The following is a 25681-nucleotide window of genomic DNA, read 5'->3' on the forward strand; positions in this document are numbered from 1 at the left end:
ACATAGGAAGCCCGGGCCCCCCGATTTTATAATAAAGAAGCAGGAAAGAACAAACGAGGGGGAAATCAAATGAAGGCAAAATCCGGCAAAAGATGGCTGCCGCTGGTCGCCGCCGGCGTTATGCTGGCGAGCACGCTCGCAGGCTGCTCCGGAGGAGGCAAGACGGAAGAGAGTTCGACCAGCGCTTCGCCAAGCGTTGAAAACGTATACAAAGAAAAATACGATCCGCCGGTTACGATCTCGACGGCCTGGGGCATCGATCCCGAGCTGAAATTCAAAAACGGCGAAACGATCGAAAACAGCGTCGCGACTAAATGGGCCAAAGAGCAGTTCGGCATCGACATCAAGTCGCTGTGGTCGGTGACCGATACGAACGGGGCTTTCGGCACCAAGCTTCGTCTCGCGATGTCTTCGGGACAGGATATGCCGGACGTTCTGACGATCGGCACGGGCGACAACCAGATCGCGCAGGACCTGATCGACTCGGGCATGTACGAAGAAGTGGGGCCGCTGTTCGACAAATACGCGTCCGAGACGTGGAAAGAAGCGATGAACCAGGACCCGAACGTCTGGAACGCTTATATGAGAGACGGCAAGCGGATGGGCATTCCTGTGCTCGATTACGCGTATAACCACGACTACATCCTGTGGATCCGCCAGGACTGGTTGGACAAGCTGGGCTTGAAAGCGCCGAAGACGATCGACGAGCTCGAGAAAGTCATGGAGGCGTTCAAGAACCAGAACCCGGACGGCCTGTCCCCGGACAAAGTCGTTCCGCTCAGCATCGGCTTCAAAACGTCGATGAATACGTGGATGGGCGATCCGTCCTGGATCTTCGGCGCTTACGGCACGCTGCCGCAGCAGTGGAACGTCGGCGAAGACGGCAAACTGGCTTACGGCTCGATCCAACCGGGCATGAAGGAAGGCCTGCAGAAGCTGAGCGAATGGCTGCAAAAAGGCTACATTCCGCAGGAAGCGGCGCTGTGGGACGAGAACAAAACGGCGGAACCGGCTTTCGCCGGCACGGCGGGCATCATTCCGGGGCCTTACTGGATGAGCGGCTGGCCGCTGAAAGACACGGTCAAAAACGCGCCGAACGCGGTATGGAAGCCGATCGAAATTCCGACGGGTCCGGACGGCACAGCGATGAGACACGGCACGCAGTTCACCAACGGCGTGACGCTGATCAAAAAAGGCATGGAACACCCGGAAGCGTTCTTCACTTACCAGAACTATCTGTTCGACAACTACGCGAATCCGGAGCCGGGCAGCCCGTACGATAACGGATTGTTCGAGGGTTACGATTATCAACTGGACGCAAGCGGCAAACAGGTGCCGATCGACAACATCGACGGCGGATACGTTAACAGCGTGCGCTATCTGCTCGTTCGCGACGGCGCCCGGATTCCGGATGCCCAGATGAAGGCGCTGAAGAGCTTGGCCGAAGGCAGCGAACCGAAGACCAAGCTGGAAAAAGACGTGGCCGTGAACTACGGACCGGAGACGCCGGCAGCGGCCGAGGTGCTGCTGGCGCAGGATGACATCTCGTTCAAAAATATGTTTACGGGTCCTACGACGGATACGATGAAGACGAAGCTTGATTACCTGAACAAAATGGAGAACCAGATGTTCAACGAGATCATTTACGGCAAAAAAACGGCGGACGCGTTCGACGAGTTCGTCAGCACCTGGAAAGCGGGCGGCGGAGACCAGATTACGCAGGAGGTCAACGACTGGTACGATCAGGTCAAAAAGTAAGCCGCGATTCGCAGGTTCCGATCCGGCCCGCCGCGAAGGCGGCGGGTGCCGGGGGAGGGCAACAATCAAAGCGCTTTGCGGCAAGCGCGGAAACCGGAGGCGGCAGGGGAGTTACCCTGCGGCCTCTGCTTTCCCATGCCCTTTTTTAGTCGAAGGAGGAGTTTCGTTTGAGAACATTAAGAAAAACCTGGCCGTTCCACCTTATGCTGCTGCCGGCGATGATCTTCCTGATTCTGTTCAGCTATATCCCGATGGGCGGCATCGTCATGGCGTTTCAGGATTACAAACCGTGGCTCGGCATCGGCGGTTCCGAATGGATCGGGCTCGATAATTTCCGCTACCTGTTCGAGCGCGAAGACAGCGTGCAGGTCATCTGGAATACGCTGTTTATCGCCGTATTGAAACTGGTGTTCAACCTGATCGTCCCGTTCGTATTCGCGATTCTGCTGAACGAAATACGCAAAACGGCGCTCCAGCGCGGCATCCAGACGCTCGTGTATCTGCCGCACTTCCTGTCCTGGGTCATCCTGGGGGGCATCCTGATCGACCTGCTCGCTACCGGAGGGCTGGTGAACCGCTTCCTCGGATTTTTCGGACTGGGTCCTTATTTCTTCCTCGGGGATAACGACTGGTTCCGCTTCACGGTCATCCTGTCGGACATTTGGAAAGAATTCGGCTACAGCACGATCATCTTCCTGGCCGCGCTCGCCGGCATCGACCCGTCGCAGTACGAGGCGGCCGAGATCGACGGCGCGACCCGACTCAAGCAGACGCTGCACATCACCGTGCCGTCGCTGATCCCGATTCTGATGGTCGTCGGCACGCTCGCGCTCGGCAACGTGCTGAACGCCGGCTTCGATCAAATTTTCAATCTGTACAACCCGCTTGTGTACGAAAAAGGCGACATCATCGATACGTTCGTGTACCGCACGGCCATCTTGAACGGCGAAATGGGCTTCGGTACCGCCATCGGCTTGTTCAAGTCGGTCATCAGCATGGTCTTGATCCTGATCTCGTACCGCCTCGCTTACAAATGGGCCGGCTATCGCATTTTCTAATTCAACCTCCGCGCCCCGGCGCGGTTTGAAAGAGGGGTTCGCATGTATCATAAAACGACAGGCTACCGGATATTCAACGTATTCAATACCTGCTTCCTGATTCTGCTCGCGGTGCTGTGCATCATCCCGCTGATCCATGTGCTGGCCGTGTCGCTCAGCGCGAAATCGGCCGCGGACGCCAACCTGGTCGGTTTGTGGCCGGTCGGATTTTCGTTCGAAGCGTACAAAAAGACCGCCGCGAATCCGCTGTTCCTGCACTCGCTCTGGGTATCCGTGCTGCGGACGGTCGTCGGCACGGCAATCACGCTGCTGATCACCTTTCTGGCCGCTTACGCGCTGTCGAAGGAAAACAGCGTCTTCAAAGGCCGCAACGTGTACTCGTGGATTTTCGTGTTCAGCATGATCTTCAACGGCGGCCTGGTTCCTTTTTACATCGTGATCCAAAAGCTCGGCCTGATCAACACGTTCTGGGTGCTTGTCCTGCCGGGTGCGGTCAACACGTTCCTCGTCATCCTGATGCTGAATTTCTTCCGCGGGATTCCGAAAGAGCTGGAGGAAGCGGCGCTGATCGACGGAGCGGGCCATTTCCGGACGCTGTTCAGCATTTTCCTGCCGATCTCCATGCCTTCCATCGCGACCGTCGCGCTGTTCAGCATGGTGTTCCACTGGAACTCCTGGTTCGACGGTCTGCTCTACTTGAATAACGCCAAGGATTTCCCGCTGGCGACGTTCCTGCAGACGGTCATTATCCAGCAGGATATGAGCTCCATGAGCGTGAATCCGAAAGAAATGGAATTGATTTCGCAGACGACGGTCAAAGCCGCGCAGATCTTTATCGGCAGCGCGCCGATCCTGATCGTGTATCCGTTCCTGCAAAAGTACTTCGTGAAAGGAATGACGGTCGGCTCGGTGAAAGGCTGAGCCGGCTGTCATTCCGGGAATCCGCTGCTGCTTCGAATGAAGCGGAGATCGCGCGTACGAAGGCGCTGCGGGGCGAAGGGTCTGCGGTCGCTGTCTCCCCCTGATTTTTCGATTGGAATAAAAGACTCGGCGGTGACAATCAGGGTCCAAAGGCGACCTTCGACTCCTTCGCCCCTCCGCTGGGTACGCGGGTGTCCGCTTCTTTCGCGAAAGCGTAATCCGGTCGCCCCGGCGTCGGTGTTCTCCCTTTTTTGAGGGATGAACGGCGTTTGTCCGCCCGCGGCAGACGGGATCGGATGATCGCGGCTCGTTTCTGACGGAAAGGAGCGCCAGGAGAATGGAAATCAAAGGCGAATGATTTAAAGGATAACTCGGCGCCGCCTACCCGGAACCTCCCGTGTTCCCCAGGCCTTCTATCTCTTCCTCCTTTTTCGCGAACGGCGAAAAAGGAGGAAACTTCCCCCGCCGGCAGCGGGAGCGAAGCGCGGTAAGGTTTCCCGATTTTAAGAGAGAAGGACGGCGGCGTGCATCCGGCTTGTTTCATCCAATCAGAGGGAAGCGACTTTCGACAGCGATCGAAGCCTCCTTTGTCCGCAGCGCCCTCCGAGCCGCCGTCCTTCTCTCCCGCCTCAACAAGCTTCCCATAAAAAAAGGAGAGTGAAACAAGTGACCTACGTTTATCCGCCCGTGAGCGGCAAAGTCCCTCACATGCTGCACGGAGCCGACTATAATCCCGAGCAGTGGCTCCGCTACCCGGAAGTGCTCGAAGAAGACATCCGCCTGATGAAGCTGGCGAAATGCAACGTCATGTCCGTCGGCATTTTCTCGTGGGCGATGCTCGAACCGGAAGAAGGCGTCTTCGCGTTCGACTGGCTGGACGGAGTGCTGGACCGCTTCGCGGCGAACGGCATTTATGCGCTGCTGGCGACGCCGAGCGCGGCGCGTCCGGCTTGGATGGCGCAGAAATACCCGGAAGTGCTGAGAACCGAAGAGAACCGCGTCCGCAACCTGTTCGGCTTCCGGCACAACCACTGCCCGACTTCGCCGGTGTACCGCGAGAAGACGCGGATCATCAACGGCAAGCTGGCCGAACGCTACTCCGACCATCCGGCGGTCATCGGCTGGCATATCTCCAACGAGTTCGGCGGCGACTGCCACTGCGAACTGTGCCAGGCGGAGTTCCGCAAGTTCGTGCAGGAGAAGTACGGCACGCTGGACGAGCTGAACCACGCCTGGTGGACGACGTTCTGGAGCCATACGGTGACGGACTGGTCGCAGGTGGAATCGCCCGCGCCGCACGGGGAAAAGCAGGTGCACGCGATGAACCTCGACTGGCGCCGTTTTGTCACGCAGCGCACGGTCGACTTCATCAAGCACGAGACGGCGCCGCTCAAAGCGATCAACCCGGATCTGCCGGTCACGACCAATTTCATGGAGTTCTACGAAGGGCTGGACTATTGGAAGTTCGCGGACGTTCTCGATTTTCTGTCATGGGACAGCTATCCGACGTGGCACGACGCGGACGAAGACTCCGATCAGGCAGCCAAAATCGCCATGATGCACGATATCGTGCGCTCGATCAAGGGCGGGCAGCCTTTCCTTTTGATGGAGAGCACGCCGAGCCTGACCAACTGGCAGGACGTGAGCAAGCTGAAGCGGCCGGGCATGCATCTGCTGTCGTCGCTGCAGGCGGTCGCGCACGGCTCGGACAGCGTGCAGTACTTCCAGTGGCGCAAAAGCCGAGGTTCCAGCGAGAAGCTGCACGGAGCGGTCGTCGACCATGTCGGCCACGAGCATACGCGCGTGTTCAAGGACGTGACGGACGTAGGCAGGGCGCTCGAAAGCATGGACCGGATCGTCGGCACGTCGGTGCCGGCGGAAGCCGCGATCATTTTCGATTGGGAGAACCGTTGGGCGGTCAAGGACTCGCAGGGCCCGCGCAACATCGGCGTGAAGTACGAAGAGACGGTGCGGAAGCACCACGAAGCGCTGTGGAAGCTGGGCGTGCCGACGGACGTGATCAACATGGACGCCGACTTTTCCAAGTACAAGCTGCTGATTGCTCCTATGCTGTACATGGTGCGGGAAGGCGTGGGCGAGCGGATGGAAAAGTTCGTCCGGCAAGGCGGCACGCTCGTCGTCACGTACTGGTCGGGCATCGTGAACGAGACCGATCTGTGCTTCCTGGGCGGATTCCCGGGGCCTCTCCGTCAAGTGCTCGGCATCTGGTCGGAGGAGCTGGAAGGGCTGCACGACCGGGACCGGAACGCGCTGCGTCCGAACGGCGGCGGAGATCTCGGCCTGGCCGGCGAATACGAAATTTCTGAACTGTGCGACTTGATTCACCTGGAGGGCGCGCAGAGCCTCGGCGAATACGCCTCCGATTTCTACGCCGGACGTCCGGCTCTGACGGTGAACGCTTTCGGCGACGGCCGCGCGTATTACGTGGCGGCGCGTATCGGCGGTACGTTCAACGACGATTTTTACGCGGCGCTGGTCCGGCAGACCGGCATCGTCCGGACGCTGGACGTCCGGCTGCCGGCCGGCACGTCGGCGCATCTGCGCACGGACGGCGAGAGCGACTTCGTCTTCGTGCAAAATTATACGCCGGAAGCCGTGACGTTCCCGCTGGACGGCCGCGAATACTCCGACCTGGAGAACGGGGAACCTGCCGGAACGGAGCTGGAACTGACGCCTTACGAGATCCGCGTGCTGGAACGCCGCCGGAAGTAGCGTCTTTACGGGTTTTACCCGGCGACTCGGCTTGAGACCCGGTTCCCGCGAACGCCGTTTGCGGCTTGACATCGATGAAACAAGCCCGTTCGAACCCTTTTTCCGTTCCGGAAGAAGGGTTTTTTCGATTTTACAGGGTCTTAACAATCCGACAGGGTAATAGCATTGGAAGCAAGACCAACCTGCTACAGAAAGGTGAGGATAATTTGAAAGCAATCGTGATTGAAGAGTTTGGCGGACCGGACAAGCTGCATGAGCAGAGCGTACCCGAACCGAAGATCGATGCGAACCAAGTCCTGATCAAGCTGTATGCCACATCGGTGAATCCGGTGGACACCAAAGTTCGCGAAGGCGCGATGGGAGAGGCGGCCGGCGAGTTTCCGCTGATTCTGGGCGGCGACGTCGCGGGCATCGTCAAGGAAGTGGGCGACAACGTCAGCCGTTTCAAGCCCCGCGATCCGGTATTTGCGCGTCCGAGAACGTTTGGCACGTATGCGCAGTATGTGGCGGTAGATGCCGACGTAGTAGCGAAAAAGCCCGAGAACTTGAGCTATGAGGAAGCGGCGGCGGTTCCCCTGGCCGGTCTTACGGCGTGGCAGGCGCTGGTGGACCACGGCAAAGTCAAAGCGGGCGACAAAGTGCTGATTCACGCGGGCTCCGGCGGCGTCGGTTCGCTGGCGATCCAGATCGCCAAATACCTGGGCGCGGAAGTGGCTTCGACGGCGAGCGGCAAAAATGCGGAACTGCTGAATACGCTCGGCGTGGACCGTTTTATCGACTATGAAAAAGAAGACTTCTCCGAGGTGCTCTCGGATTACGATATGGTGCTGGACACGATGGGCGGCGACATTCAGCACAAAAGCTTCAAAGTGCTGAAGCCGGGCGGATGCCTCGTCTCGCTGTTGGAAAAGCCCGACGAACATCTGGCCAAAGACCTCGGCGTTAAAGCGACACACTTCATGATGGAACCGAAAGGCGATCAGCTCGAGAAGTTGGCGGAACTCGCCGATCAGGGCAAGCTGAAGCCGATCATCGATTCGACCTACTGGCTGAACGAGCAGGGCGTGCGCGACGCGCATGAGAAGAGCGAGAGTCATCACGCCGTCGGCAAGATCGTCATTCGCGAGAAATAAGACGGGAAAAAAGAACGGAACAGCCGATTTGCGAAAAAAGCACGGTTTCCTGCCGCTGTACGCGGTGAGGGCGGCCGTGCTTTTTTTCGCGGGCAAACGATTCCGGATACGGATCATTCCCGACGGAGTTTGTTGCAAAATGTCATCGCGGCGCTGCCTTTTTCGGGTAATGATACAGATAGACAGCGCGCACAGAACACAGAGGGAATCTCTAGCGAAGGAGTCGAATGTCATGGGAAATGAACGCGAACAAGCCGGAGCGGTCGCCGCGCCGGATCTGGTCGAACAATGGCGCGAAGCGCTGGAAGGATTGTATGCGGAATTTCGAAAGCGGAGCCGGGCCGCGCTGAAAGACTACGACGAGGAAGACGTGCACCAGGCCCGGGTAAGCGCGCGCAAGCTGCTGACCCTGCTGACGGTACTCGAGCCCGACGGCGAAACGGGATTGTACCGGCCGATCAAGCAGGCGCAAAAACGCTTCGGACGCGTGCGGGACGCGGACGTGCTGATCGGCGAGTTCAAGACTTTGCGGAAAGAGGCCAAGCAGGAAGGGCGGGACGAGGAAGCTTCGCTGTTCAAACGGATGGCAAAGCTGGAGAAAGAGGAACGGAAAGACCAGCGCAAAAAGCTGAGCCGCAAGCTGCCGAAGATCGTGAACGGCAAGCTTGACCGCCGGTGGAAAGCTTTTCTCGAAAAGGACCTGCCCGAGTTCGCCGGCAGCGCGGACGTTCGCGGCAGCCTGCGCGATCTGAAAGACGATTACCGCAAGCGTCGCCATTTCTATCAGGTGACCGCCGACCGCGAAGGCCGGTACAGCAACGAAGCGCTCGATGCGCTGCATCAGGTGCGAATCGCGGCAAAGCGCTGCAGATATACGGCGGAGGCGGCGGAATTCGCGATCGACGACAAGCAGGCCGAGGAAGCGGAACAGTTCAAGCTGATCCAGAAGCAGCTCGGCGAAGTCAACGACCGGCATGTGCGGATCGTCATCGCGGACGATTACGGTCCCGAAGCGCTCGGCGCGGACGAGAGCAGTTGGAGCAGCTTCCGGGGACGGCTGGACGAACAGCTGCGCGAAGCGATGGCCGAAGTGGGCGAACTATAAAGGAAAGAGGCTCCCGAGAGGGAGCCTCTTTGCGCGAAAAGGAAGCGGGAGCGGTCGGCCTTTACTTGCGCGCTCCGCCGAAACTCCGGGCAGCCGGACTTATTCGGCCGGCCGTTCCGGGCCTCCCGGATTTTCCGGCAGCGGAGCGGGCGCATCCGGCTGGCGCTTCAGGAACTCGAGCGCGTCGTACAGCATGACGGCCGCTTCGGCGCGGGTGATCGAGGCTTTGGGGCGGAACTCGCCGTCGGCGTCGAGTTGGACGATGCCGCGGAAGAGAGCGCGCTGGATGGAACCTTGATATTCCGCGGTCAATTCGCCTTCGTCGGCAATCGGCTGAGGTTTGATGTTGATCAGCGGGAGGTTGCCGGCTTTTTCGAGCCCCTGCATCAGGTAATGCGTATACGTTTCCTTCGTCATCCGAGCCGAAGGATCGACGGATTCGGGAATCTCTACGCCGTTAAAGTGCGCGTTGACGAAAGCTTCGGCGTACCAGGCATCGTCGCTCGCGGCGGGGAACAGATCGCTTGCCGTCGGTACTTTGCCGGCTTCGAACGTAACGGCCGCCAGGCTGAGCCGCAGGCCGCCGGCGATAAACTGAATGCCCTGCGCGTTCGTCAGAGCGGCCTTCGGGTTGAAAGACGTATCGCTCACTCCCTTGACGAGACCTTCGCTTTTGAGGGATTCGATTTTTTCGCGGCCGGCGACGCCGCTCAAATCGCCGAAGTCCGCGCCGGCCGCGAACAGCCGGCCTCCGAGCGAGAGGGATAATACCGATACGGCCAATGCGGAAGTCAGACCTTTTTTGTTCATTTCGATCTCCTCCTTCGATTGGGTGTGTTATCCTTCCAGACGGGCGCGCCGGCGAAAAGGTTGCAGGGAAAGGGGAGTACGGAAAGCCGGCTGTCTTCCGGCCGGCCTCGCGAAACTTCCGCTCGGAACCCGCGCGAGAAAAAGCCGCTTCCGCCGGGGAATCCGGAGGAAACGGCTTTTTTCTGTGAAGCTCTTATAGGGTTTCGGCCTGCTTCGCCTTATTTCATCGTTTTTTTCATCAGCGCCATCTGCTCCTCGCCGTAAGGCGGGAAGAGAAACGTCGTGCCGCTCTCCGCGGACGGGCGTTTGAAAATGCTCTTTTGGTGGGAGAACGTAGTCAAGCTGTATACGCCGTGATAAGCGCCCATGCCCGAAGCTCCGGTGCCGCCGAACGGCAGGTTCGGGTTCGAGATATGCAGCAGCGTATCGTTGATGCAACCGCCGCCGAACGGCACTTTGTCCAGCACGCGTTCCTGCACGGCCTCGTCGGTCGTGAACAGATAGAGCGACAGCGGACGCGGATGGCTGTTGACCTGGCGGATGGCGTCGTTGATGTCTTCGTACGTCAGCACCGGCAGGATCGGTCCGAAGATCTCTTCCTGCATGCTGGCCGCGTCCCAAGAGTCGATATCCAGCAGCGTAGGCTCGATAAACTTCGTCTCGCGGTCGCCGTTTCCGCCGAAAGCGATACGGTCCTTGTCTTTTTCCAGAATCGCGGTCAGCCGGTCGAAATGCCGTTCGTTGACGATCCGGCCGAAGTCCGGGCTGCTCCACATGTCTTCGCCGAGGAATTCGCGAATCGCGTTCTTCATGGCGATCAGCAGCTGCACTTTCTTGCTTTCGTGCACCAGCACGTAGTCCGGCGCGATGCAGGTCTGACCGGCGTTGACCAGCTTGCCCCAGATAATGCGTTTGGCCGCCATGCGGATATCGGCCTGTTTGTCGACGATCGCCGGGCTTTTGCCGCCGAGCTCGAGCGTTACCGGAATCAGCTGCTTGGCCGCCGCTTCAGCGACGATGCGGCCCACTTCGGTGCTGCCGGTGAAGAAGATGTAGTCGAACGGCGAGTTGATCAGCGCGTTGACCGTGTCTTTGCCGCCGTCCAGCACGCGGACGTAATGGTCTTCGAAGACGTCGCCGAGCAGCTGCTTCACGACGGCGGAGACGTTCGGCGTGCTGTCGGACATCTTGATGACGGCGCAGTTGCCGGCCGCGATCGCGCCGACCAACGGTTCCATCACGAGCTGGAACGGATAGTTGAACGGCCCGATGATCAGGACGGTGCCGTAAGGTTCGTTGATCACGAAGCTGCTTCCGCCCGCGAGCGACATCGGCGTGGCGACGCGCTGCGGCTTGGACCAGCGGTACAGTTCCTTGGAAATTTCGGTGATGGTGTTCAGCACGAAGCCGATCTCCGTCGAATAAGATTCGAAAGCGGGCTTGCCGAGATCCGCCTGCAGCGCTTCGATCAGAGCCGGTTCGTAGCGCTGAATGGCCGCTTTCAATTTCTCCAGACGGCGCATGCGGAATTTATAACCGCGGGTACGGTCGGTATCGTAGAAGGCGCGATGCTCCTCGAGCATTGCCGCGACTTCCTCGGAACTCCATTCTTTTGCAATCATGTCCTTTGCGATCATACGTGTTGACCTCCTTGGGGAATGGAATGCGAAAACCAGAAATCACCAATAAACATTCTCTAAAAAATATAGGGCTTCGGCGGGAGCAATGTCAAACTCGCCGAAAAGGGAACGGTCCGAACGCGCAAACTTCGTTCAGGGATCGAGCAGCTCGGCCGGCGGGAAGACGAGCGCGAACGTCTCCAGCAGCAAGACGATTCGCGGCTTGCGATCGGGAAAAGGGAAGACCGAAGGGTCCGACCATACCCGTTCGATCCTGGCAAATCGCCCTCTGGCGCTGCCGCCGAGCCGGGTCAGGAAGCGAAGCCCGCCCTCTTCCTGCAGCAGACGGAACGGAAGGCGGCCGAACGGAACCGGGAAAGAGGGCCCGAAAGGCCGGGCGGTCAGCGAAAAGAACGCATCGCCGCTGCCGCCCTCGTTCCCGTCCGCCGAAGCCGCGGAGAATCGCCAGCTTCCGTCCGCGGCGAAACCCGCCGACAGCAGCGCCGTTTCTTTCGGAATGCCCCAGTTGGCGCGTCCGGATACGGCGCTCGCTTCCGAGTCGACGAAGATGCGGGTGATCGTATGCCCCGTGTCGGTCCCCGAACGAAAGCGTCCGGGCGCTATCAGCAGTTCCCGGTAAGGACCGACGTCAGACGTCCGGTAATCGGCCAGCACGACCGCGCCCGCCCCGCCGATCGCCCTGCCAGGCGATTGAGTCGAACCGGAAGCGGAAGCGGAGACGTCCCGCTGCTTGCGGTTCGGGCGAGCCGGAAAACCGACGACCAGCGCCGTTCCGGTCAGATGCCAGGGCGGTTCGGTGATTTTCATAATTTCCGCTCCTTTGCGGCCTATAATGAACCTCAATAACTCTATTACCCACATTAACGGCGGGCGGGAACAGGAATTGCGGGAAAACGTCCGAATCGGCAAAACAAACGGCGTTCGCGCGCGGAAGCCGCGCGGCAAAAATCCCCGGCCCGCCGAATGACGGCGGACCGGGGATTGCTTGGGGAAACGGATAAGCCGGCATGCGGTTGTCCGTTCGTTTTTTACAGCGGAGCCAGCGGCAGCCTCACGCCGTCCGCCTCGTCGCGAATGTCGCCGACGATCTCTTCGAGAATGTCTTCCATCGTGACCAGTCCGATAGTTCGTCCGGACGCGTCCGAGACGGAAGCCATATGCACGCGTCTTTGCTGCATGGCGAGCATGACTTCGCGCAGCGTGGCGGTCTCCGTAAAGCGAGGAAGCTTGTGGATGAAGCCTTCGATGCGGCCGTCCCGTCCCGCCGCGATGGCGGTCAGCACCTCTTTGCTGTGCACGAAGCCGATGAACGAATCCGGGTCTCCGTTCGTGACCGGATAGCGGGTGTACTCATGCTCGCTCAGTTTTGCGACCAGTTCGTCCTGCGGCACTTCTTTCGCGATCTTGACGATCTTGTCCGCCGGGATCATGATCTCGCGGAGCTGACGGTTGTCGAAAGCGAAAATGTTTTGCAGGTAGGCCTGCTCGGTCTTGTTGATCTCTCCGCTCTCGTAGCTCTGCTCGACCAACCATTTGAGCTCTTCTTCCGAGTGCACCGATTCGTGTCCGGCCGGCTTGACGCCGAACAGGCGAAGCAGGGCGGAAGCGGAACCGTTGAGCAGGCGGATGAAAGGAGCCGTCATGCGGCCGAAACGATACAGCGACGGAGCGAGCAGCAGCGTCATTTTTTCCGCGAACTGGATCGCCAGCGTCTTGGGAGCCAGTTCGCCGATGACGACGTGCAGGAAAGTCACGAGAGCCAGCGCGATGCCGTACGACAGCACGGTCGCGATCGTGTCCGGCACGTCGAAACGTTCGAAGACCGGATGGAGCATTTTCTCGACCGTCGGTTCGCCGAGCGCGCCGAGCACGAGCGCGGTAATCGTGATGCCCAACTGACAGGCGGACAGATAATAGTCCAGGTCCTGGGCGACTTTTTTCGCCATGACCGCTTTCTTGTTGCCGTCGGCGATCAGCTGGTCGAGCCTCGACATGCGCACTTTCAATATTGCGAATTCCGCGCCGACGAAAAAGGCCGTAAGACCGATAAACACGGCGACCAGAAACAGGTTTAACGCAATTGTTCCGTCCAATAAATTCCCTCGCGAGAGGGATTCACCTCCAGGATATTCAGATATTTGGTTTGATTGCTGTTCAACGTTCCCTTACGAAAACCGCGGAGCGCGGAACCGAACCGGCTTTACTGTTCGGTGTAATTCAGCCGCACGCGCTTGATCTGCAGATCGTCTTTTTCCGTGATCGTCCAGACGTGTCCGTTCTCGACCAGCTTCGCTCCCTCGCCGACCGCGGTGCCCTGACGGTGCTGGAGCCATCCTCCGATCGTGTCGGTGTCGCTGCGCTCGTCGAACTTGACGCCGAAGCGCTTCTCCAGCTCGTCGAGCAGCACCCGCCCGCTGATGACGTATTCGCGCTCGCCCGTCTGGCGGATCTCGGCGATCTCGTCCGCGTCGAATTCGTCGCGAATCTCGCCGACCAGTTCTTCCATCACGTCTTCCATCGTCACGATTCCGGCGGTCCCGCCGTATTCGTCGACGACGAGGGCGATATGCATCCGCTCCTGCTGCATTTTGAGCATCGCTTCCTGGATCGGCGTCGCTTCCGAAACGATCGGAATGCGGCGGATGAATTCCTCCAGCCTGCGCGCTCGTCCGGCGATGACATGCGGAAGCATTTTTTTGGCGTTGACGACCCCGATGATGCGGTCTTTGTTGTTTTCTTCCGTAACCGGATAGCGGGTGTAATTGTTCTCGTCGAGTACGGCAATCAATTCCGCGTAATCCATATCCTTGTCGAGCGTGACCAGCTGCGTGCGCGGCACCATGATGTCGCGCGCCACGCGCTCGTCGAAGGAGAAGACGTTTTCCATATAAGACAGCTTCGTTTCATTGATTTCGCCGCCCTCGTAGCTCTGCGTCATGATGATCTTCAGCTCGTCCTCGGAGTAGACCTCCTCGTGACCGGCGGGCTTCACCCCGAACGCCCGAAGCAGGACGCGCGCGGCGCCGTTGAGCGCCCAGATGAACGGGTACATGATGCGACCGAACCAGTACAGCGGAGAAGCCAGCAGCAGCGTCAGTTTTTCCGCGAACTGGATCGCCAGCGTTTTCGGAGCCATCTCGCCGACGACCACGTGCAGGAACGTCACCAGGAAGAAGGCGATGGCGTACGAAGCGACGGAAGAGGCCGCATCCGAGACGTTGAGCCAATCGAACACCGGGTACAGCAGCAGTTCGACGGCCGGCTTGCCGATCGCGCCCAGACCGAGCGCCGTCACGGTGATGCCGAGCTGGCAGGCGGACAGATAGTAGTCCAGGTCGCCCGCGACTTTTTTCGCCACGACCGCCTTCTTGTTGCCTTCCGTGATCAGCTGGTCGAGACGGGACGCGCGTACCTTAACGACCGCGAACTCCGATGCGACGAAGAATGCGGTGAGCGCGAGCAGCACGGCCAAAATCAATAAATTGACGATTGTCATTAGGTCCAATAAGTTCCCTCGTACGAGGGATTCACCTCCAGTGATGTTTTAGCGTTTACGCAAAATTTCGCCTCTCGGTTGCATATTTCGTGTGAAAGAGACAGGTCAAAGAAACGGTGATCAACGACGGTTTACGATAAAACGTATGGTTAAGCGCCTTCCCAAGTCTGCTGCCTCCCTCCTCAATGTATTACTTCTTACTATACCATAACCTTTCGTAACCGTGCAGCATCGCGTTACGGTTCAATAAAACGACAAAATTCCAGCAGCAGGTTCGAAAAGGGGCTCCGTTGGCTTTCGCGGGAGGAAGGTGATATTCTGTTAAAAAGTTTCGTCCGTGCGGATTCGGGTGTATATCGTGCAGGACGAACGCCGAGAGGAGAGACGACCATGCAAAATATCGTATCGCAAAAATGGCTGCTGGCCCGCCTATACGAGCCGGAGCAGACGATCGTGGACTGCCGGTTCACGCTGGGGCAGCCGGAAGCGGGGCGCGAAGCCTATACCAAGGAACATATCCCGGGGGCCGTCTATCTGGACCTGGAGAAAGATTTGTCCGCGCCGGCTTCTGACCACGGGGGACGTCATCCTCTGCCGGAGCCGGAAGAGCTGGCCGGGCGACTGGCGAAGCTGGGCATCGGCGGCGATACCCGTGTCGTGGCCTATGACGACGAGGGCGGCATGAACGCGGCCCGGCTGTGGTGGCTGCTGCGCTGGCTCGGCCATGAGAACGTGACGGTGCTGGACAAAGGATTCACGGCCTGGAAAGAAGCGGGATTCCCGGTCGACGATAAGCAGGCGGTACGCGTGCCTTCGACTTTTGTGCCGAACGTCCAGCATCATCTGCTGACGGACGTGAACGAAGTGCAGCGGATCGTCGGAACGATCAAGGCGGAACAGATCGTCGTCGGCGTCGAGGAAGAAATGGCCGCGGAGCGCGGCGAGCTGGAAGTCGACAAGCCGATCCAGGACATCGAAGTGCCGCCGGCCGTGAACCCGAAAGTCTTTTTCACCCCGGTGCTGATCGATTCGCGTTCGCACGACCGTTACCTGGGCGAGAACGAGACGATGGACCCGGTCGGCGGGCATATTCCGGGAGCGGTCAACTTCTTCTGGAAAGACCTGCTGCGCGAAGACGGCTCGTACAAGACCACCGAGGAGCTGGAGAAGCACTTCGAAGGCATCGATAAGGAAGCGGAAATCGTCGTCTACTGCGGCTCCGGCGTAAGCGCCTGCCCGAACGTGCTGGCGCTGGAACAGGCCGGGTTCACAAGCGTGCGGCTGTATGCCGGGAGCTGGAGCGATTGGATCTCGTACGAGGATAATCCGGTGGCGACGGGGGAAGAGGTTTAAGGTTGGTTAGAGTAGGAAAGCCCGCGTGCTGCGTGGGCTTTTTGCGCTTGAACCAGATGGGTTTGTATAAAGGATCAAACCGGAATCGATAACAACTCGACTATTATGAAGGAAAGTTGATTATGAAACATATCAAAAACACTGACAGACATTTCCGCCAACATGCTGGAACTGGCTCGTCAAAATGCCGAAGCGGGATGGCAGTCCCGTTTCGATTTGACTTTTGCTTCGATGTGCCCGACTGTCCCCTCGAAAGATGGCCTGCTCAATATGAGTGCCGCTTCGAAACATTACTGCGTGATCAATCAATTTATCTCGACGACAGATTCGCTCGCCGCTTTTTTGTCCGAGCAATTGGGAGTCGTCTCGCAGAACGAACCGTGATTCGGACAGTTGGTTCGTGAACAAGAAGGCGGCCTGGAACCTCTTCTTTATTCTTATTTTGCCTAAAATCCCGGACCGGTCTATAAGCGATCTACGCTGGCCATGCTGATGTGGTCGATACACAAAGAGTCTTGATTTTTGATTTGCCGTGTTTCGACAACATAGCATGGAAAAGGAAAAGGCCCGCATTTTTTGCGGGCTTTTTGCTGTGGAAACAATGAACTCTTAGCTGCTCTTGAGCGAAGATTTAATCAGTTCTTTAAAACTATTCACATTCATCTTCTGTATGTCATCTTGGAATGTCGTGATCCCCTGGTATTCGCCAGCGTTGTAATCGACTTGGTTATTTGCGTTGATGTTATATCTGCCCTGATACACGCCTTTTGTGACAAATGCTTCTTCGGAAGCGACCGGCCCTTCATATTTATCCATAAATAAAATAAAGCGGTTGCTCTCTTTGGTCAATTGAATGTTATAAGATTCAACGTCCAGGATTTTGATGTTTTGATCGAGGTAAGCGGCGTCTCCGCTAATGACTTCTGTAACGAGTGCGGAAGATAGCAGAAAATCAGCTCCCTCATAAGCGATCTTCTCCGTTTGTCCGTCCAGTTCGACCTCTGCGATGAGTTGGGAGTCATGCGTTAACGCATCTAGAGTGGAAAAGTGTTCGGCCAAGTCCATCGTTGCATAATTAGGCGCTGCTTGTGCAGCGTAGTCCATGGGCGATCCATTAACCGTTTCATTTGCAGAATCGCGGGTTGATGGACTCTGCTTAGAACATCCCAATACCGAAAAGGTTAACAGCGTAATGCTGGCTAATGCTAATATTTTTTTCATCGTTTTCACCCCTCTTAATAGGTATAAAGATTATTCACACCATTGATGTCGCCTTGCTGAGGCATATTCCAATTTCCTCCTCTAACCTGAACTTCTTCTCTCATTACTGAGACAGTCGAAGCGCCTGGATGGTCTAACCCCAGAGCATGACCGATTTCGTGTACATAAACTCTTCGACGTTCTTCATAGGACATTGGATCTTTATCATAAAAATGATAAGCATTTCCGTATACTTTTGCATAAGCTCACTGTGTAGTAGGCGCTTGACGTTCAGGGTTCATTGGAGATGTGTCAGTTGAAGATTTATACATGGTTGCCCAGCCATTTAGCTGATTGTTGCCATAGTTGCTTCCGTAAGCAATGATTTCAGACCTTAATCCAGGGTTAGAAGTACCGAAGTTTGCTTTAGTAGCAGAATTCCATTGATCATTTTCAAAGCGGTATTTCCAGAGTAGTAATACTTGTAAGCAAAACTATTGGATGCTCCTGTAAGTATCGCTGAAACGATCATTGCTGAAATAATTCCCCGCCTTAACATTAATTTGAATTTTGAATGCTTCATTCAATTTCCTCATTAGAAAATATAGGTATATAATAATTAACGATACAAATATAAAAAAAGTTTGATTTTTTATGTGTTAGTTATGTAAAAATGCGTTATAAACAGAAGTTGAACAACCGATCCTGCAACAAAAAAACCCGCAATTTCGCGAGCTTTTCTTTGGGTGGTGACGAGATCATTATGGATTGGCCGCGACGGCAAGCATGGCGTTCTCGATGACTGCATCCAGATCATTGCGGCTGACGCTTTAACCTTAGGGACTGTAATGTCGTCGACAGGAGAAAAAGAAGCGAGTCCCGCCTGAAAGAACGCCTGCCGATCAGGCGGGACATCATTTGAAGCCGACGATAAACGAGAGATAAGATCAGTAAGGGGCTTCCAATTCAAAGGTTGGCGTGCCGCTGTCAATGGTATTCGTACCGCCTTCGGTCTCCAGCCCTTCAAAGACAAGCTTGGAGTTCTCTTCGCCCTGGACCAGCTATTGGAGAAAGAGGAATACGGTGAGCCGTTCCTCGGCGCTTCGTGGCTTCAGAGTTGCAGCAGCGACCGGAGATAGATCCGGCGTCTCGTTAACTCCCCATCGGGGACCTGGATTTTGGCGCTCATGCTTGTCAGATCCAAAGGAGTAGAGCATTGTTCACGATGGTATAGCGCGCTGTCAGCGCTACGATTCCGCCTTCCCCTAAGCCGGTGAAGACGTCGCGGTATGCTTCTTGAACCACAAGTTCGGCCTATTGATAGGCCTCAAGATGGGTCTCTGCCTGTCCCTGCGGCTCCGGCGTAAGCGCCTGCCCGAACGTGCTGGCGCTGGAACAGGCCGGGTTCACAAGCGTACGGCTGTATGCCGGGAGCTGGAGCGATTGGATCTCGTATGAGGATAATCCGATCGGGACGGGGGAAGAGATTTGACGATTAAGAAACGAGTGTACCGATATTTGCAGATTAAAAAGGAAACAGCCCACGGTGAATGTGGGCTGTCAGTGTGCCGAGAAATCCGGCTCTCCATATAGAGGGCTGGTTTCTTTTGGTTATTCGGATTTTGGCTGGCGGCCCGAAAGGCTGAAGTCGTTATCCAATGTATTCCCCGAGCTTCTCCGTGAGTTCCGCACCCTATTTAACTGTAACGAATCCTCATATCACTATTTGCTGATATTCGGCCTCTTTAACAATTTAACGAATCGTCATATCCTTATTAGGCGTGATCGGGTTGATTTAAGGTCAATTTGGATCAAATAGCGTGATGACGATTCGTTAGGATAGAAAAAAGCGAGGCGGAAGGTAAATAGCGTTACCAGGGTTCGTTAGAAACGTCGAGCTGCGCCTACTAGATCGACAGACTGAAGCAGCCTCCGTAATCTACAGGGCTGCTTTTTTGCGTTACAAAGAGCTACGTTCTACGCCCTGCTGTTGTCAATGTACCAGACTCTCCAGATCCGGCTGCAGCTTGCTGCGCAGCGCCCACAGCATGATCCCGCCTAAAACAAAAGCGACAGCGTCCGCGACTACAAGCGACCAGACCACACCGTGGAAGCCGTACATGGAATTCGCGATAAAAAGTACCGGAATCAGCGTGATGCCCTGAATAACAGCCATGACCAATGCGGCGGTTCCTTGTCCGACTTTTGGAACAATTTTTTGTGTTCCAAAAGACATGGAGTCGGTTGTATGCGTTCAACATGAAGAGAAGCTGCTACGGCGGCGTCATACGTCAAAAATCGCTGGAAAGGAACGTGAAAAATGGATAACAAGTTTTTAAATTTGGACACAAGTCGCCTTTGGAGCTGATTCGTATCTTGTTCAACGCAGGCATGCTGCCGATTCTATACGTCTCTTATCAATTTGGGGAGATATTTGCTTTCATGTACCCGGTTCGAGTTATGTCTCTTCAACCAGACAATTTTTATGCGGTAAATGAAAGACCCGGCTGAATTTTGGAGCTATCATGGGTGGGGCCGCTCTGATCGTGATTTTGTGGAAAATGATCTGCGAGATGCTGCTGATCGGGCTGAGATACTTTGAGCGGGGAACAGGCGGCGCGGAAGACTATAGAAAGCGAACACAGGGGAAGATGCGGTGAAAGCGTCTCTGAAAATGAGCGGCAGGCTTCGGCAGGGAAGAGGGTTAGACGTGTAAGATGGATTGTAATAGAAAAACCAGCCTGCGGTTGATGCAGGCCAAGATTGTCGAGAAGCCCAGTCTTCCAAAACGGAAGGCAGGGTTTCTTTTTGTTTGGGGTTAGCTGTTTGCCGGAGCGGCTCAGCCGGTTTTCTAGGATCTTCTTCTTTTTAAAAGCTACTTCTGATATACCCTATTAACGCGATGACGTTATAAACCGAATGAATAACAAGAGATGAGGGATTAACAAGGGCGATAGAACTGAGAAAGAAAGGCTCAAGATACGTATCCAATATTTTATGTACAGCAAGGCAGCAAAATGGTATCCGGATTCACAAAAATCGTTCGCTTCGGTACAGCACCAGGATCGAGTTCACCTTGGCGGCGATATCTGTTGGAGCTTTACTCTAAAGAGGTAATTTTTTATAATAATAAAGCAAGCAACCAATAAATCATTTAAAAGGAAAAAGGGAGTGGGGGAAATGAGAATACGTTTTGCAGCCAAGTTTATCTTAACGGCTATTATCATTTTGTTGGGTTGTATGCTGCCAAATTTGGGGGAACAGGCAGAGGCAGCGCAGGAGCGTTATCAGTCGGACGTGAAATTTGAGTTCAAGTATGAGGAAAAGGCGGCCAGAGTGATTCCCCAAGTTCACGTAACCAAGATTTATTTTGATGACGGTCGTGTGGAGACGAAGCAGCATGAATTCCCGGAGCAGGCTTGGCCTGTATCGAAAGAAGCTCAATCTTCGGATAGCGAAAATATAAAAGATGACCCGTCGCTGAAAAAGCGGTTTTTCCCTCGCTGCGGATGGGGCGTCGGTACGCATGTGCTGGAGACGGAGACAGGCCCGAGAGCGTTTACGGTTTATTGCGATTCAACGGTGGACAAAAAAGTGAATCCGAAAATCGATAAAGAAGCAATAAACAATTACGTCTTATATGGATACGATATCGAAAAGAATCGTCTTAGCGTGATACATCATGCACAAAAACATTGGGGCGACCCAGCTCAGCTGGATTTGTATTTTGATTTCGGAGGATACGCCATTCAAGACGGCAGCGCAGAAACGGATTATAATAAGCGTCAGGTTCGGGTGTACTCGTTGATCAGCAACAAACTGCTGGCGCGAACAACCAATTATCCGAGAGAAAGCGATGATGGCAAAACGTTGATTTATACCGATTACAAAAAAATATCCAGTGACCCGAAAGTTCTTGCTCAAATTGAGAATTATAACGGTTACAAAGGTGAATATTTCCTCACGGAAACGATGGTGTTACACGCTGATGGAACCCGAACGAAACAAGAGAGTTACAAAGAGCTGCCGAAAAACATTTTGGCTCAAGAAAAAATAGATGCCATCACCTATATCTTGTATAAAAATCCGAAGAACGAAAACCGCATGGTCGGTTATCGAACTTCTGCAAATGCGGCAGTCAAACCCTTATCGCGAGCGGAAGCTTCCAGTACGATGCGTTTTACCAAGGGCAAACGCTTCATGCTTATTCATCAGCAAACCGCCAAAGAAAAAACGATCCGTATCATAGATACCGCGACGGCGAAAGTCGTATCGGAGTTTCCGGATATCGGAGGCGGTTTTTTTGAAGAAGTCGGCGATGCGATCGCTTTGTTCCGGTTCGAAAAAAAGGATTATTACATTCATCTGCCAACCGGAATCATAACTCGTAACATGGAAAATTCCCAACTGATCCAAAAAGGGACGGGCAAATATATCGGTGACCAGTCAAAGCTGATCTCCATGCAGGTTCCGCCGCAGATGTACGTAAACGGTAACCCGGTGAAGTTTGCAGGCCAGGGCCCTTTTCTGACGATGGATAACCGCTGGTATGTAGAGGTGAACGATTTTGCAAAAGCGGCGGATGCCACAGTAACCCGTAATGCAAGCGGATTGACGATTACCCGGGGCGCCTACACTATGACCGTCTCCAAGACCGACAAAACGGCACTGCGTTGGGCTGGACAAACTTTCGTTCCGCTGGAAACGCTGAACGCCAAGCTGGGTATGGCCGGGGGCTTTGTACATCCGATCTTGGGGAAAGGATATGAGTCTCAAAGTCTGAGTGTTTTCTCGAAAGACCTGAAGGAAGCGGATGTCATGGCGCGGCCCGATCTGTACGAAGCCATTGAAAACTCCCCGCTAAGAGTGGATAACAATTACTATGTGATGCAAAACGGGAAGCCGGCAGCAAAGTCTTTGTCCGAAGCCAGCACCTATCAGTTCCGGAATTCGACAAAACTGATTTTTAAAGACGGAGCGCTTGTAAATCTGGCGGCTATCCACACTGCAGGCGGGCGGACCTTGCGCAACATCATTTTCGATATCGATAAATTTACGCAGGTGATTACGGTTTACGGAACGCCCAAGGCAACCCAAACCGGAGGGAAAATGGTCCGCTGGTACGAAATAGAAGGAAAAATATTCGTAGTTGAAAGCAGCAATAATAATGTAGCCAGCGCATATTATGTGATGAATTAACGATTAAAGGATCTTAAGCCCAAGCCCGTTCCTATATAAGGAATCGGGCTTGCTGCTTGTCTGCCTTATCATAAACGCGCAAGTCTCACTCCCAAAAGTACTGCATTTCCCGGTACCCGAGATCCCATACTTTCTCATTGCCTTCGACCGATATCGACAGCTGAAATATTTCACACAAGGCCTTACTTTGAATAGGAGCAGCAGATAAAATAGGGGAGTTTAGAACGCGCTCAGAAATCCGCTTGACAATACCTGAGTTATCCAATAGGATTTAAAAATAAACTGACTGACTCGTCAATCGGGGAGGGGATGCAGATTGCCTAACGATGAATCCAAGGAAGAATCGCGCAAAGAACTGATCGATCGAAAAGCTCAATTGACGGAGATTGCTTTGGAGAAGTTTGCCAAGCTCGGCTATCATCAAACGAAAATATCTGACATCGTATCCGAAGCGGGCGTCGCTCAAGGCACATTCTATTGGCATTTCAAAAGCAAGGAAGCGATCGGGCTGGAGATTATCGAGCAGGGCAAGGAGCGGCTGCTGCAGGTGATCGACCAGGGTTATCGCCAAGATCCCGGAGAGATCGAGGATATGGTGCGGGCTTCGGAAGCTTTGTTTCTCCGATTGTTCGCTTTCGCTGCGGATAATCGTCATCTGATGGAAATTCTGCTGATGGGCAATGGAGCCGATCAGACGATCAGGCAGAGCATTTCCGCCGCCCGAAACGCGATGGAGCAGGGCTTCAGGCGCAATATTCAAAGGGCGAAAGAGCTGCATATGCTGCCGGAAGGCATCGACGTCGAGCTTCGCGCCGCTCTGCTGATGAGCATGTGCGAAGGCCTGCTCTCGCGCTGGCTGTTCGGCTCGGACGACATGTATGCCAAGATCGCGGAGTCTACTGCCGGGCAGTTGGCGAGCGAGTTGGCGAATTTCGAGTTTTACGGATTAATGGGAAAGCCTAGATAAGCGGATAAGGGGAGAAAAAGATGATTAAACGTAAAATGGCAGGAATGACTCTCGCGGCATTGACAACGTTCAGCCTGGTTCTGAGCGCGTGCGGAGGCAGCTCGAACTCGGGAGCGGCATCCGGGAACGAATTGGAGCAGATCAAAAAAGCCGGCGTGATCAAGGTCGGCACGATGGGGACTTATCCGCCGTACACCTTTTTGAACGAGCAAAAAGAAGTCGACGGTTTCGATCCGGACATCGCCAAAGAAATCGCCAAGCGAATCGGAGTCAAGGCGGAATTCACGACCCAGGAATTTTCCGGACTGATCCCGAGCCTGCAGGCCAAAAAGTTCGATGTCGTGGTCAGTCAGGTGACGATCACGGACGAACGCAAAAAGCAGATCGATTTTACCGATCCTTACATCAAGAACCAGGTCAAAATCATCGTGAACGAGAGCAACAGCGATATCACCAAGCTGGAAGATTTCAAAGGAAAAAAAGTCGGAGTCGGACTCGGCACCAACGACGAAACGTATCTGCGCACCGAAGCTCTGCCGAAAGTCGGCGATTTCGACATCAAAACGTACGATGACGTCATTACGTCGCTGAAAGACCTGGACGCGGGCCGCATCGACGCCACGATCAACAATCTGTATGCCCTGAAGCCGATCGTGGACGAGAACGGGTTCAAGATCAAAGCCGTAGGCGAGCCGATCAAATCGGACGAAGCCGGCATCGCTCTTCGCAAAGACAATGCGCAGCTGCAGGAGGCCATGAACAAAGCTTTGGCGGATATGAAGGCGGACGGCACCTACGATACGATTTTCGAAAAATGGTTCGGCGAAGCGCCGGCCAACTAAAAACCGGAACATTCGCCCTCCGGCAGAAAGGCGGTAGAATCCATGCAGCTCGTGTTCGACAATCTGCCCTTCTTGCTGAAGGGCGCAGGGTTTACGTTATTGCTGACGGTCGTGTCCATGTTCTTCGGTCTGATGATCGGATTGGTCGTGGCGATCGCCCGCCTCAAAGGGAATCGGCCGATTCGGTGGTTGGCCCGCGCCTATGTCTCCATCATCCGGGGTACGCCGCTTCTGGTACAGATCGTCATTATTTATTACGGGGTCGTGGATTACGGGATTACGCTGGGTTCTCTGACCGCGGCCTATATCGCGCTCAGCGTAAATGCCGGCGCGTATTTGTCCGAGACGTTTCGCGGAGCGATTCTCTCGGTTCCCAAAGGGCAGCTGGAAGCCGCTTACTCGACCGGCATGACGCCCTGGCAGGCGATGCGCCGGGTCGTGCTGCCTCAAGCGATGCGCATCGCGATACCGCCTATGGGCAATACCTTTATCGGCATGCTCAAAGAAACGTCGCTCGTTTCGGTCATTACGGTCAGCGAACTGCTTCGTCAAGCGCAGCTGCTGATTGCTCAATATTATCAATATATGCCTTTTTATCTGGCGATCGGCGTGATGTATTGGGTCATGAGCACCGGGCTGTCTTTCATCTTGGAACGCTTCGAACGCAGGTTGGCCAAAGCTTACTGAACATGGAGATGACGCGATGATCACGACGACAGGTTTATCCAAACATTTTCAGGATCTTGAGGTGCTGAAAAATATCAATCTTCAGGTCGCCGCGCAGGATATCGTGGTCGTGCTGGGGCCGAGCGGTTCGGGCAAAAGCACGCTTCTGCGCTGTCTGAACGGCCTGGAAGACATCTCGGGCGGCAGCTTCGAAGTCAACGGCATTCGGGTGGACGCGGCGGCTTCCAAGCGTGCGCGTCAGCTGGCCACGCGGGAGATTCGGAGACAGAGCGGCATGGTGTTTCAGCAGTTCAATCTGTATCCGCACATGACCGCGCTCGGCAACGTGACCGAAGGTTTGATTACGGTGAAAAAGCTGCCCAAAGAGCAGGCCGTAGCGATCGGCCGCAAGCTTCTGGGCCGCGTCGGGCTTGCGGACCGGGAAGACTACTATCCGTCCCGCCTTTCGGGCGGACAGCAGCAGCGGGTCGCGATCGCCCGTTCGCTGGCGATGGAACCGGCCGTCATGCTGTTCGACGAACCGACTTCCGCTTTGGATCCCGAGCTGGTCGGCGAAGTGCTGAGCGTCATGCGGGAGCTGGCTCAAGAAGGCATGACGATGCTGGTCGTGTCGCACGAAATGAAGTTCGCCCGCGAAGTGGCCACCAAAGTCGTGCTGATGGCGGAAGGGAACATCGTCGAGGAAGCGGCTCCGCAGCGCTTTTTCGAAGATCCGCAGCAGGAACGGACACGGAAGTTTTTGCGGCAGATCAATGAAATTTAAGATTAAGGAAGAAGGT

Annotated in this window: 20 protein-coding genes and 2 pseudogenes; 14 read left to right on the forward strand and 8 right to left on the reverse strand. The window is 55.3% G+C overall.

Translation table 11 applies throughout. The annotated features are described in order from the left end of the window. The first annotated feature begins 69 nt into the window (after window positions 1–69). The 6 genes from GYN08_RS17130 to GYN08_RS17155 all read left to right on the forward strand — a co-directional run bounded on the left by GYN08_RS17130 (window position 70) and on the right by GYN08_RS17155 (window position 8708). Window positions 70–1758, forward strand: a complete 1689-nt coding sequence (locus GYN08_RS17130; protein WP_166276655.1) for a type 2 periplasmic-binding domain-containing protein — start codon at window positions 70–72, stop codon at window positions 1756–1758. A gap of 167 nt (window positions 1759–1925) precedes the next feature. After that, entirely contained in the window at window positions 1926–2816 is an 891-nt protein-coding gene (locus GYN08_RS17135) for an ABC transporter permease (RefSeq protein ID WP_166276658.1), read from the forward strand. A 42-nt stretch (window positions 2817–2858) separates the two neighbouring features. Then, entirely contained in the window at window positions 2859–3737 is an 879-nt protein-coding gene (locus GYN08_RS17140; RefSeq protein WP_166276661.1) for a carbohydrate ABC transporter permease, read from the forward strand. Between the two features lie 708 nt (window positions 3738–4445). Next, window positions 4446–6470 (forward strand): beta-galactosidase, encoded by a 2025-nt coding sequence (locus tag GYN08_RS17145; protein ID WP_206023812.1) that lies wholly within the window; start codon window positions 4446–4448, stop codon window positions 6468–6470. A 206-nt stretch (window positions 6471–6676) separates the two neighbouring features. Further along, window positions 6677–7603, forward strand: a complete 927-nt coding sequence (locus GYN08_RS17150; protein WP_166276668.1) for an NADP-dependent oxidoreductase — start codon at window positions 6677–6679, stop codon at window positions 7601–7603. 232 nt (window positions 7604–7835) lie between these two features. Continuing rightward, complete coding sequence (locus tag GYN08_RS17155; protein ID WP_166276671.1) at window positions 7836–8708, forward strand: CHAD domain-containing protein; 873 nt, start codon at window positions 7836–7838, stop codon at window positions 8706–8708. Between the two features lie 99 nt (window positions 8709–8807). Here the strand turns inward: GYN08_RS17155 and GYN08_RS17160 are convergent, their stop codons facing one another. From GYN08_RS17160 to GYN08_RS17180, 5 genes are all read right to left on the reverse strand, one after another. After that, window positions 8808–9524: an S-layer homology domain-containing protein gene (locus GYN08_RS17160; protein ID WP_408015077.1), complete on the reverse strand. Its 717-nt coding sequence runs from the start codon at window positions 9522–9524 to the stop codon at window positions 8808–8810. Window positions 9525–9736: 212 nt separating this feature from the next. Next, window positions 9737–11155, reverse strand: a complete 1419-nt coding sequence (locus tag GYN08_RS17165) for an aldehyde dehydrogenase (RefSeq protein WP_166276677.1) — start codon at window positions 11153–11155, stop codon at window positions 9737–9739. 135 nt (window positions 11156–11290) lie between these two features. Further along, window positions 11291–11965, reverse strand: a complete 675-nt coding sequence (locus tag GYN08_RS17170; RefSeq protein ID WP_166276680.1) for an acetoacetate decarboxylase family protein — start codon at window positions 11963–11965, stop codon at window positions 11291–11293. Between the two features lie 221 nt (window positions 11966–12186). After that, on the reverse strand, window positions 12187–13251 hold the full coding sequence (locus GYN08_RS17175) for a hemolysin family protein (protein ID WP_166276683.1): 1065 nt from the start codon (window positions 13249–13251) through the stop codon (window positions 12187–12189). A gap of 107 nt (window positions 13252–13358) precedes the next feature. Continuing rightward, window positions 13359–14663: a hemolysin family protein gene (locus GYN08_RS17180; protein WP_166276686.1), complete on the reverse strand. Its 1305-nt coding sequence runs from the start codon at window positions 14661–14663 to the stop codon at window positions 13359–13361. A 381-nt stretch (window positions 14664–15044) separates the two neighbouring features. Here GYN08_RS17180 and GYN08_RS17185 point away from each other — a divergent pair, with 381 nt between their 5' ends. Continuing rightward, complete coding sequence (locus GYN08_RS17185) at window positions 15045–16007, forward strand: sulfurtransferase (RefSeq protein WP_166276689.1); 963 nt, start codon at window positions 15045–15047, stop codon at window positions 16005–16007. A 609-nt stretch (window positions 16008–16616) separates the two neighbouring features. Here the strand turns inward: GYN08_RS17185 and GYN08_RS17190 are convergent. Both GYN08_RS17190 and GYN08_RS24135 read right to left on the reverse strand, forming a co-directional pair. After that, a complete protein-coding gene (locus GYN08_RS17190) occupies window positions 16617–17228 on the reverse strand; it encodes a hypothetical protein (protein ID WP_166276691.1) in 612 nt (203 codons plus the stop codon). Window positions 17229–17242: 14 nt separating this feature from the next. Continuing rightward, on the reverse strand, window positions 17243–17422 hold the full coding sequence (locus GYN08_RS24135) for a matrixin family metalloprotease (RefSeq protein WP_166276694.1): 180 nt from the start codon (window positions 17420–17422) through the stop codon (window positions 17243–17245). Between the two features lie 1136 nt (window positions 17423–18558). On the opposite strand from GYN08_RS24135, the pseudogene GYN08_RS23815 reads away from it, so the two are divergent. Next, window positions 18559–18699, forward strand: a pseudogene (locus tag GYN08_RS23815) (sulfurtransferase); the annotation flags it as partial. Window positions 18700–19200: 501 nt separating this feature from the next. Here the strand turns inward: GYN08_RS23815 and GYN08_RS17205 are convergent. Continuing rightward, a pseudogene (locus tag GYN08_RS17205) lies at window positions 19201–19407 on the reverse strand (MATE family efflux transporter); the annotation flags it as partial. 325 nt (window positions 19408–19732) lie between these two features. Between GYN08_RS17205 and GYN08_RS23985 the strand changes: the two are divergent. The 6 genes from GYN08_RS23985 to GYN08_RS17230 all read left to right on the forward strand — a co-directional run bounded on the left by GYN08_RS23985 (window position 19733) and on the right by GYN08_RS17230 (window position 25665). After that, window positions 19733–19867, forward strand: a complete 135-nt coding sequence (locus GYN08_RS23985) for a hypothetical protein (RefSeq protein WP_268952892.1) — start codon at window positions 19733–19735, stop codon at window positions 19865–19867. A gap of 520 nt (window positions 19868–20387) precedes the next feature. Further along, window positions 20388–22406, forward strand: a complete 2019-nt coding sequence (locus GYN08_RS17210; protein WP_166276697.1) for a hypothetical protein — start codon at window positions 20388–20390, stop codon at window positions 22404–22406. Window positions 22407–22722: 316 nt separating this feature from the next. Continuing rightward, on the forward strand, window positions 22723–23373 hold the full coding sequence (locus tag GYN08_RS17215; protein ID WP_235946357.1) for a TetR/AcrR family transcriptional regulator: 651 nt from the start codon (window positions 22723–22725) through the stop codon (window positions 23371–23373). Between the two features lie 20 nt (window positions 23374–23393). Continuing rightward, window positions 23394–24215 carry a substrate-binding periplasmic protein gene (locus tag GYN08_RS17220; RefSeq protein ID WP_166276700.1) on the forward strand — a complete coding sequence of 274 codons (822 nt, stop codon included), beginning with the start codon at window positions 23394–23396 and terminating at the stop codon, window positions 24213–24215. Window positions 24216–24257: 42 nt separating this feature from the next. Further along, window positions 24258–24902, forward strand: coding sequence for an amino acid ABC transporter permease (locus tag GYN08_RS17225; RefSeq protein ID WP_166276702.1), 645 nt, complete (start codon window positions 24258–24260; stop codon window positions 24900–24902). Window positions 24903–24918: 16 nt separating this feature from the next. Continuing rightward, entirely contained in the window at window positions 24919–25665 is a 747-nt protein-coding gene (locus tag GYN08_RS17230; protein WP_166276705.1) for an amino acid ABC transporter ATP-binding protein, read from the forward strand. Window positions 25666–25681 lie beyond the last annotated feature (16 nt).

This window comes from Saccharibacillus alkalitolerans (assembly GCF_011090185.1).
GTDB classification, from domain to species: Bacteria; Bacillota; Bacilli; order Paenibacillales; family Paenibacillaceae; genus Saccharibacillus; species Saccharibacillus alkalitolerans.

Excerpts from the sequence above, each read along its gene's own strand:
- GYN08_RS17230 (WP_166276705.1), top strand. The coding sequence starts at position 24,919 with ATGATCACGACGACAGGTTTATCCAAACATTTTCAGGATCTTGAGGTG.
- GYN08_RS24135 (WP_166276694.1), bottom strand. The coding sequence starts at position 17,422 with ATGTCCTATGAAGAACGTCGAAGAGTTTATGTACACGAAATCGGTCAT.
- GYN08_RS17145 (WP_206023812.1), top strand. The coding sequence starts at position 4,446 with ATGCTGCACGGAGCCGACTATAATCCCGAGCAGTGGCTCCGCTACCCG.
- GYN08_RS17130 (WP_166276655.1), top strand. The coding sequence starts at position 70 with ATGAAGGCAAAATCCGGCAAAAGATGGCTGCCGCTGGTCGCCGCCGGC.
- GYN08_RS17140 (WP_166276661.1), top strand. The coding sequence starts at position 2,859 with ATGTATCATAAAACGACAGGCTACCGGATATTCAACGTATTCAATACC.
- GYN08_RS17185 (WP_166276689.1), top strand. The coding sequence starts at position 15,045 with ATGCAAAATATCGTATCGCAAAAATGGCTGCTGGCCCGCCTATACGAG.
- GYN08_RS17170 (WP_166276680.1), bottom strand. The coding sequence starts at position 11,965 with ATGAAAATCACCGAACCGCCCTGGCATCTGACCGGAACGGCGCTGGTC.
- GYN08_RS17210 (WP_166276697.1), top strand. The coding sequence starts at position 20,388 with ATGAGAATACGTTTTGCAGCCAAGTTTATCTTAACGGCTATTATCATT.
- GYN08_RS17190 (WP_166276691.1), bottom strand. The coding sequence starts at position 17,228 with ATGAAAAAAATATTAGCATTAGCCAGCATTACGCTGTTAACCTTTTCG.
- GYN08_RS17225 (WP_166276702.1), top strand. The coding sequence starts at position 24,258 with ATGCAGCTCGTGTTCGACAATCTGCCCTTCTTGCTGAAGGGCGCAGGG.
- GYN08_RS17220 (WP_166276700.1), top strand. The coding sequence starts at position 23,394 with ATGATTAAACGTAAAATGGCAGGAATGACTCTCGCGGCATTGACAACG.
- GYN08_RS17165 (WP_166276677.1), bottom strand. The coding sequence starts at position 11,155 with ATGATCGCAAAGGACATGATTGCAAAAGAATGGAGTTCCGAGGAAGTC.
- GYN08_RS17155 (WP_166276671.1), top strand. The coding sequence starts at position 7,836 with ATGGGAAATGAACGCGAACAAGCCGGAGCGGTCGCCGCGCCGGATCTG.
- GYN08_RS23985 (WP_268952892.1), top strand. The coding sequence starts at position 19,733 with ATGGGTGGGGCCGCTCTGATCGTGATTTTGTGGAAAATGATCTGCGAG.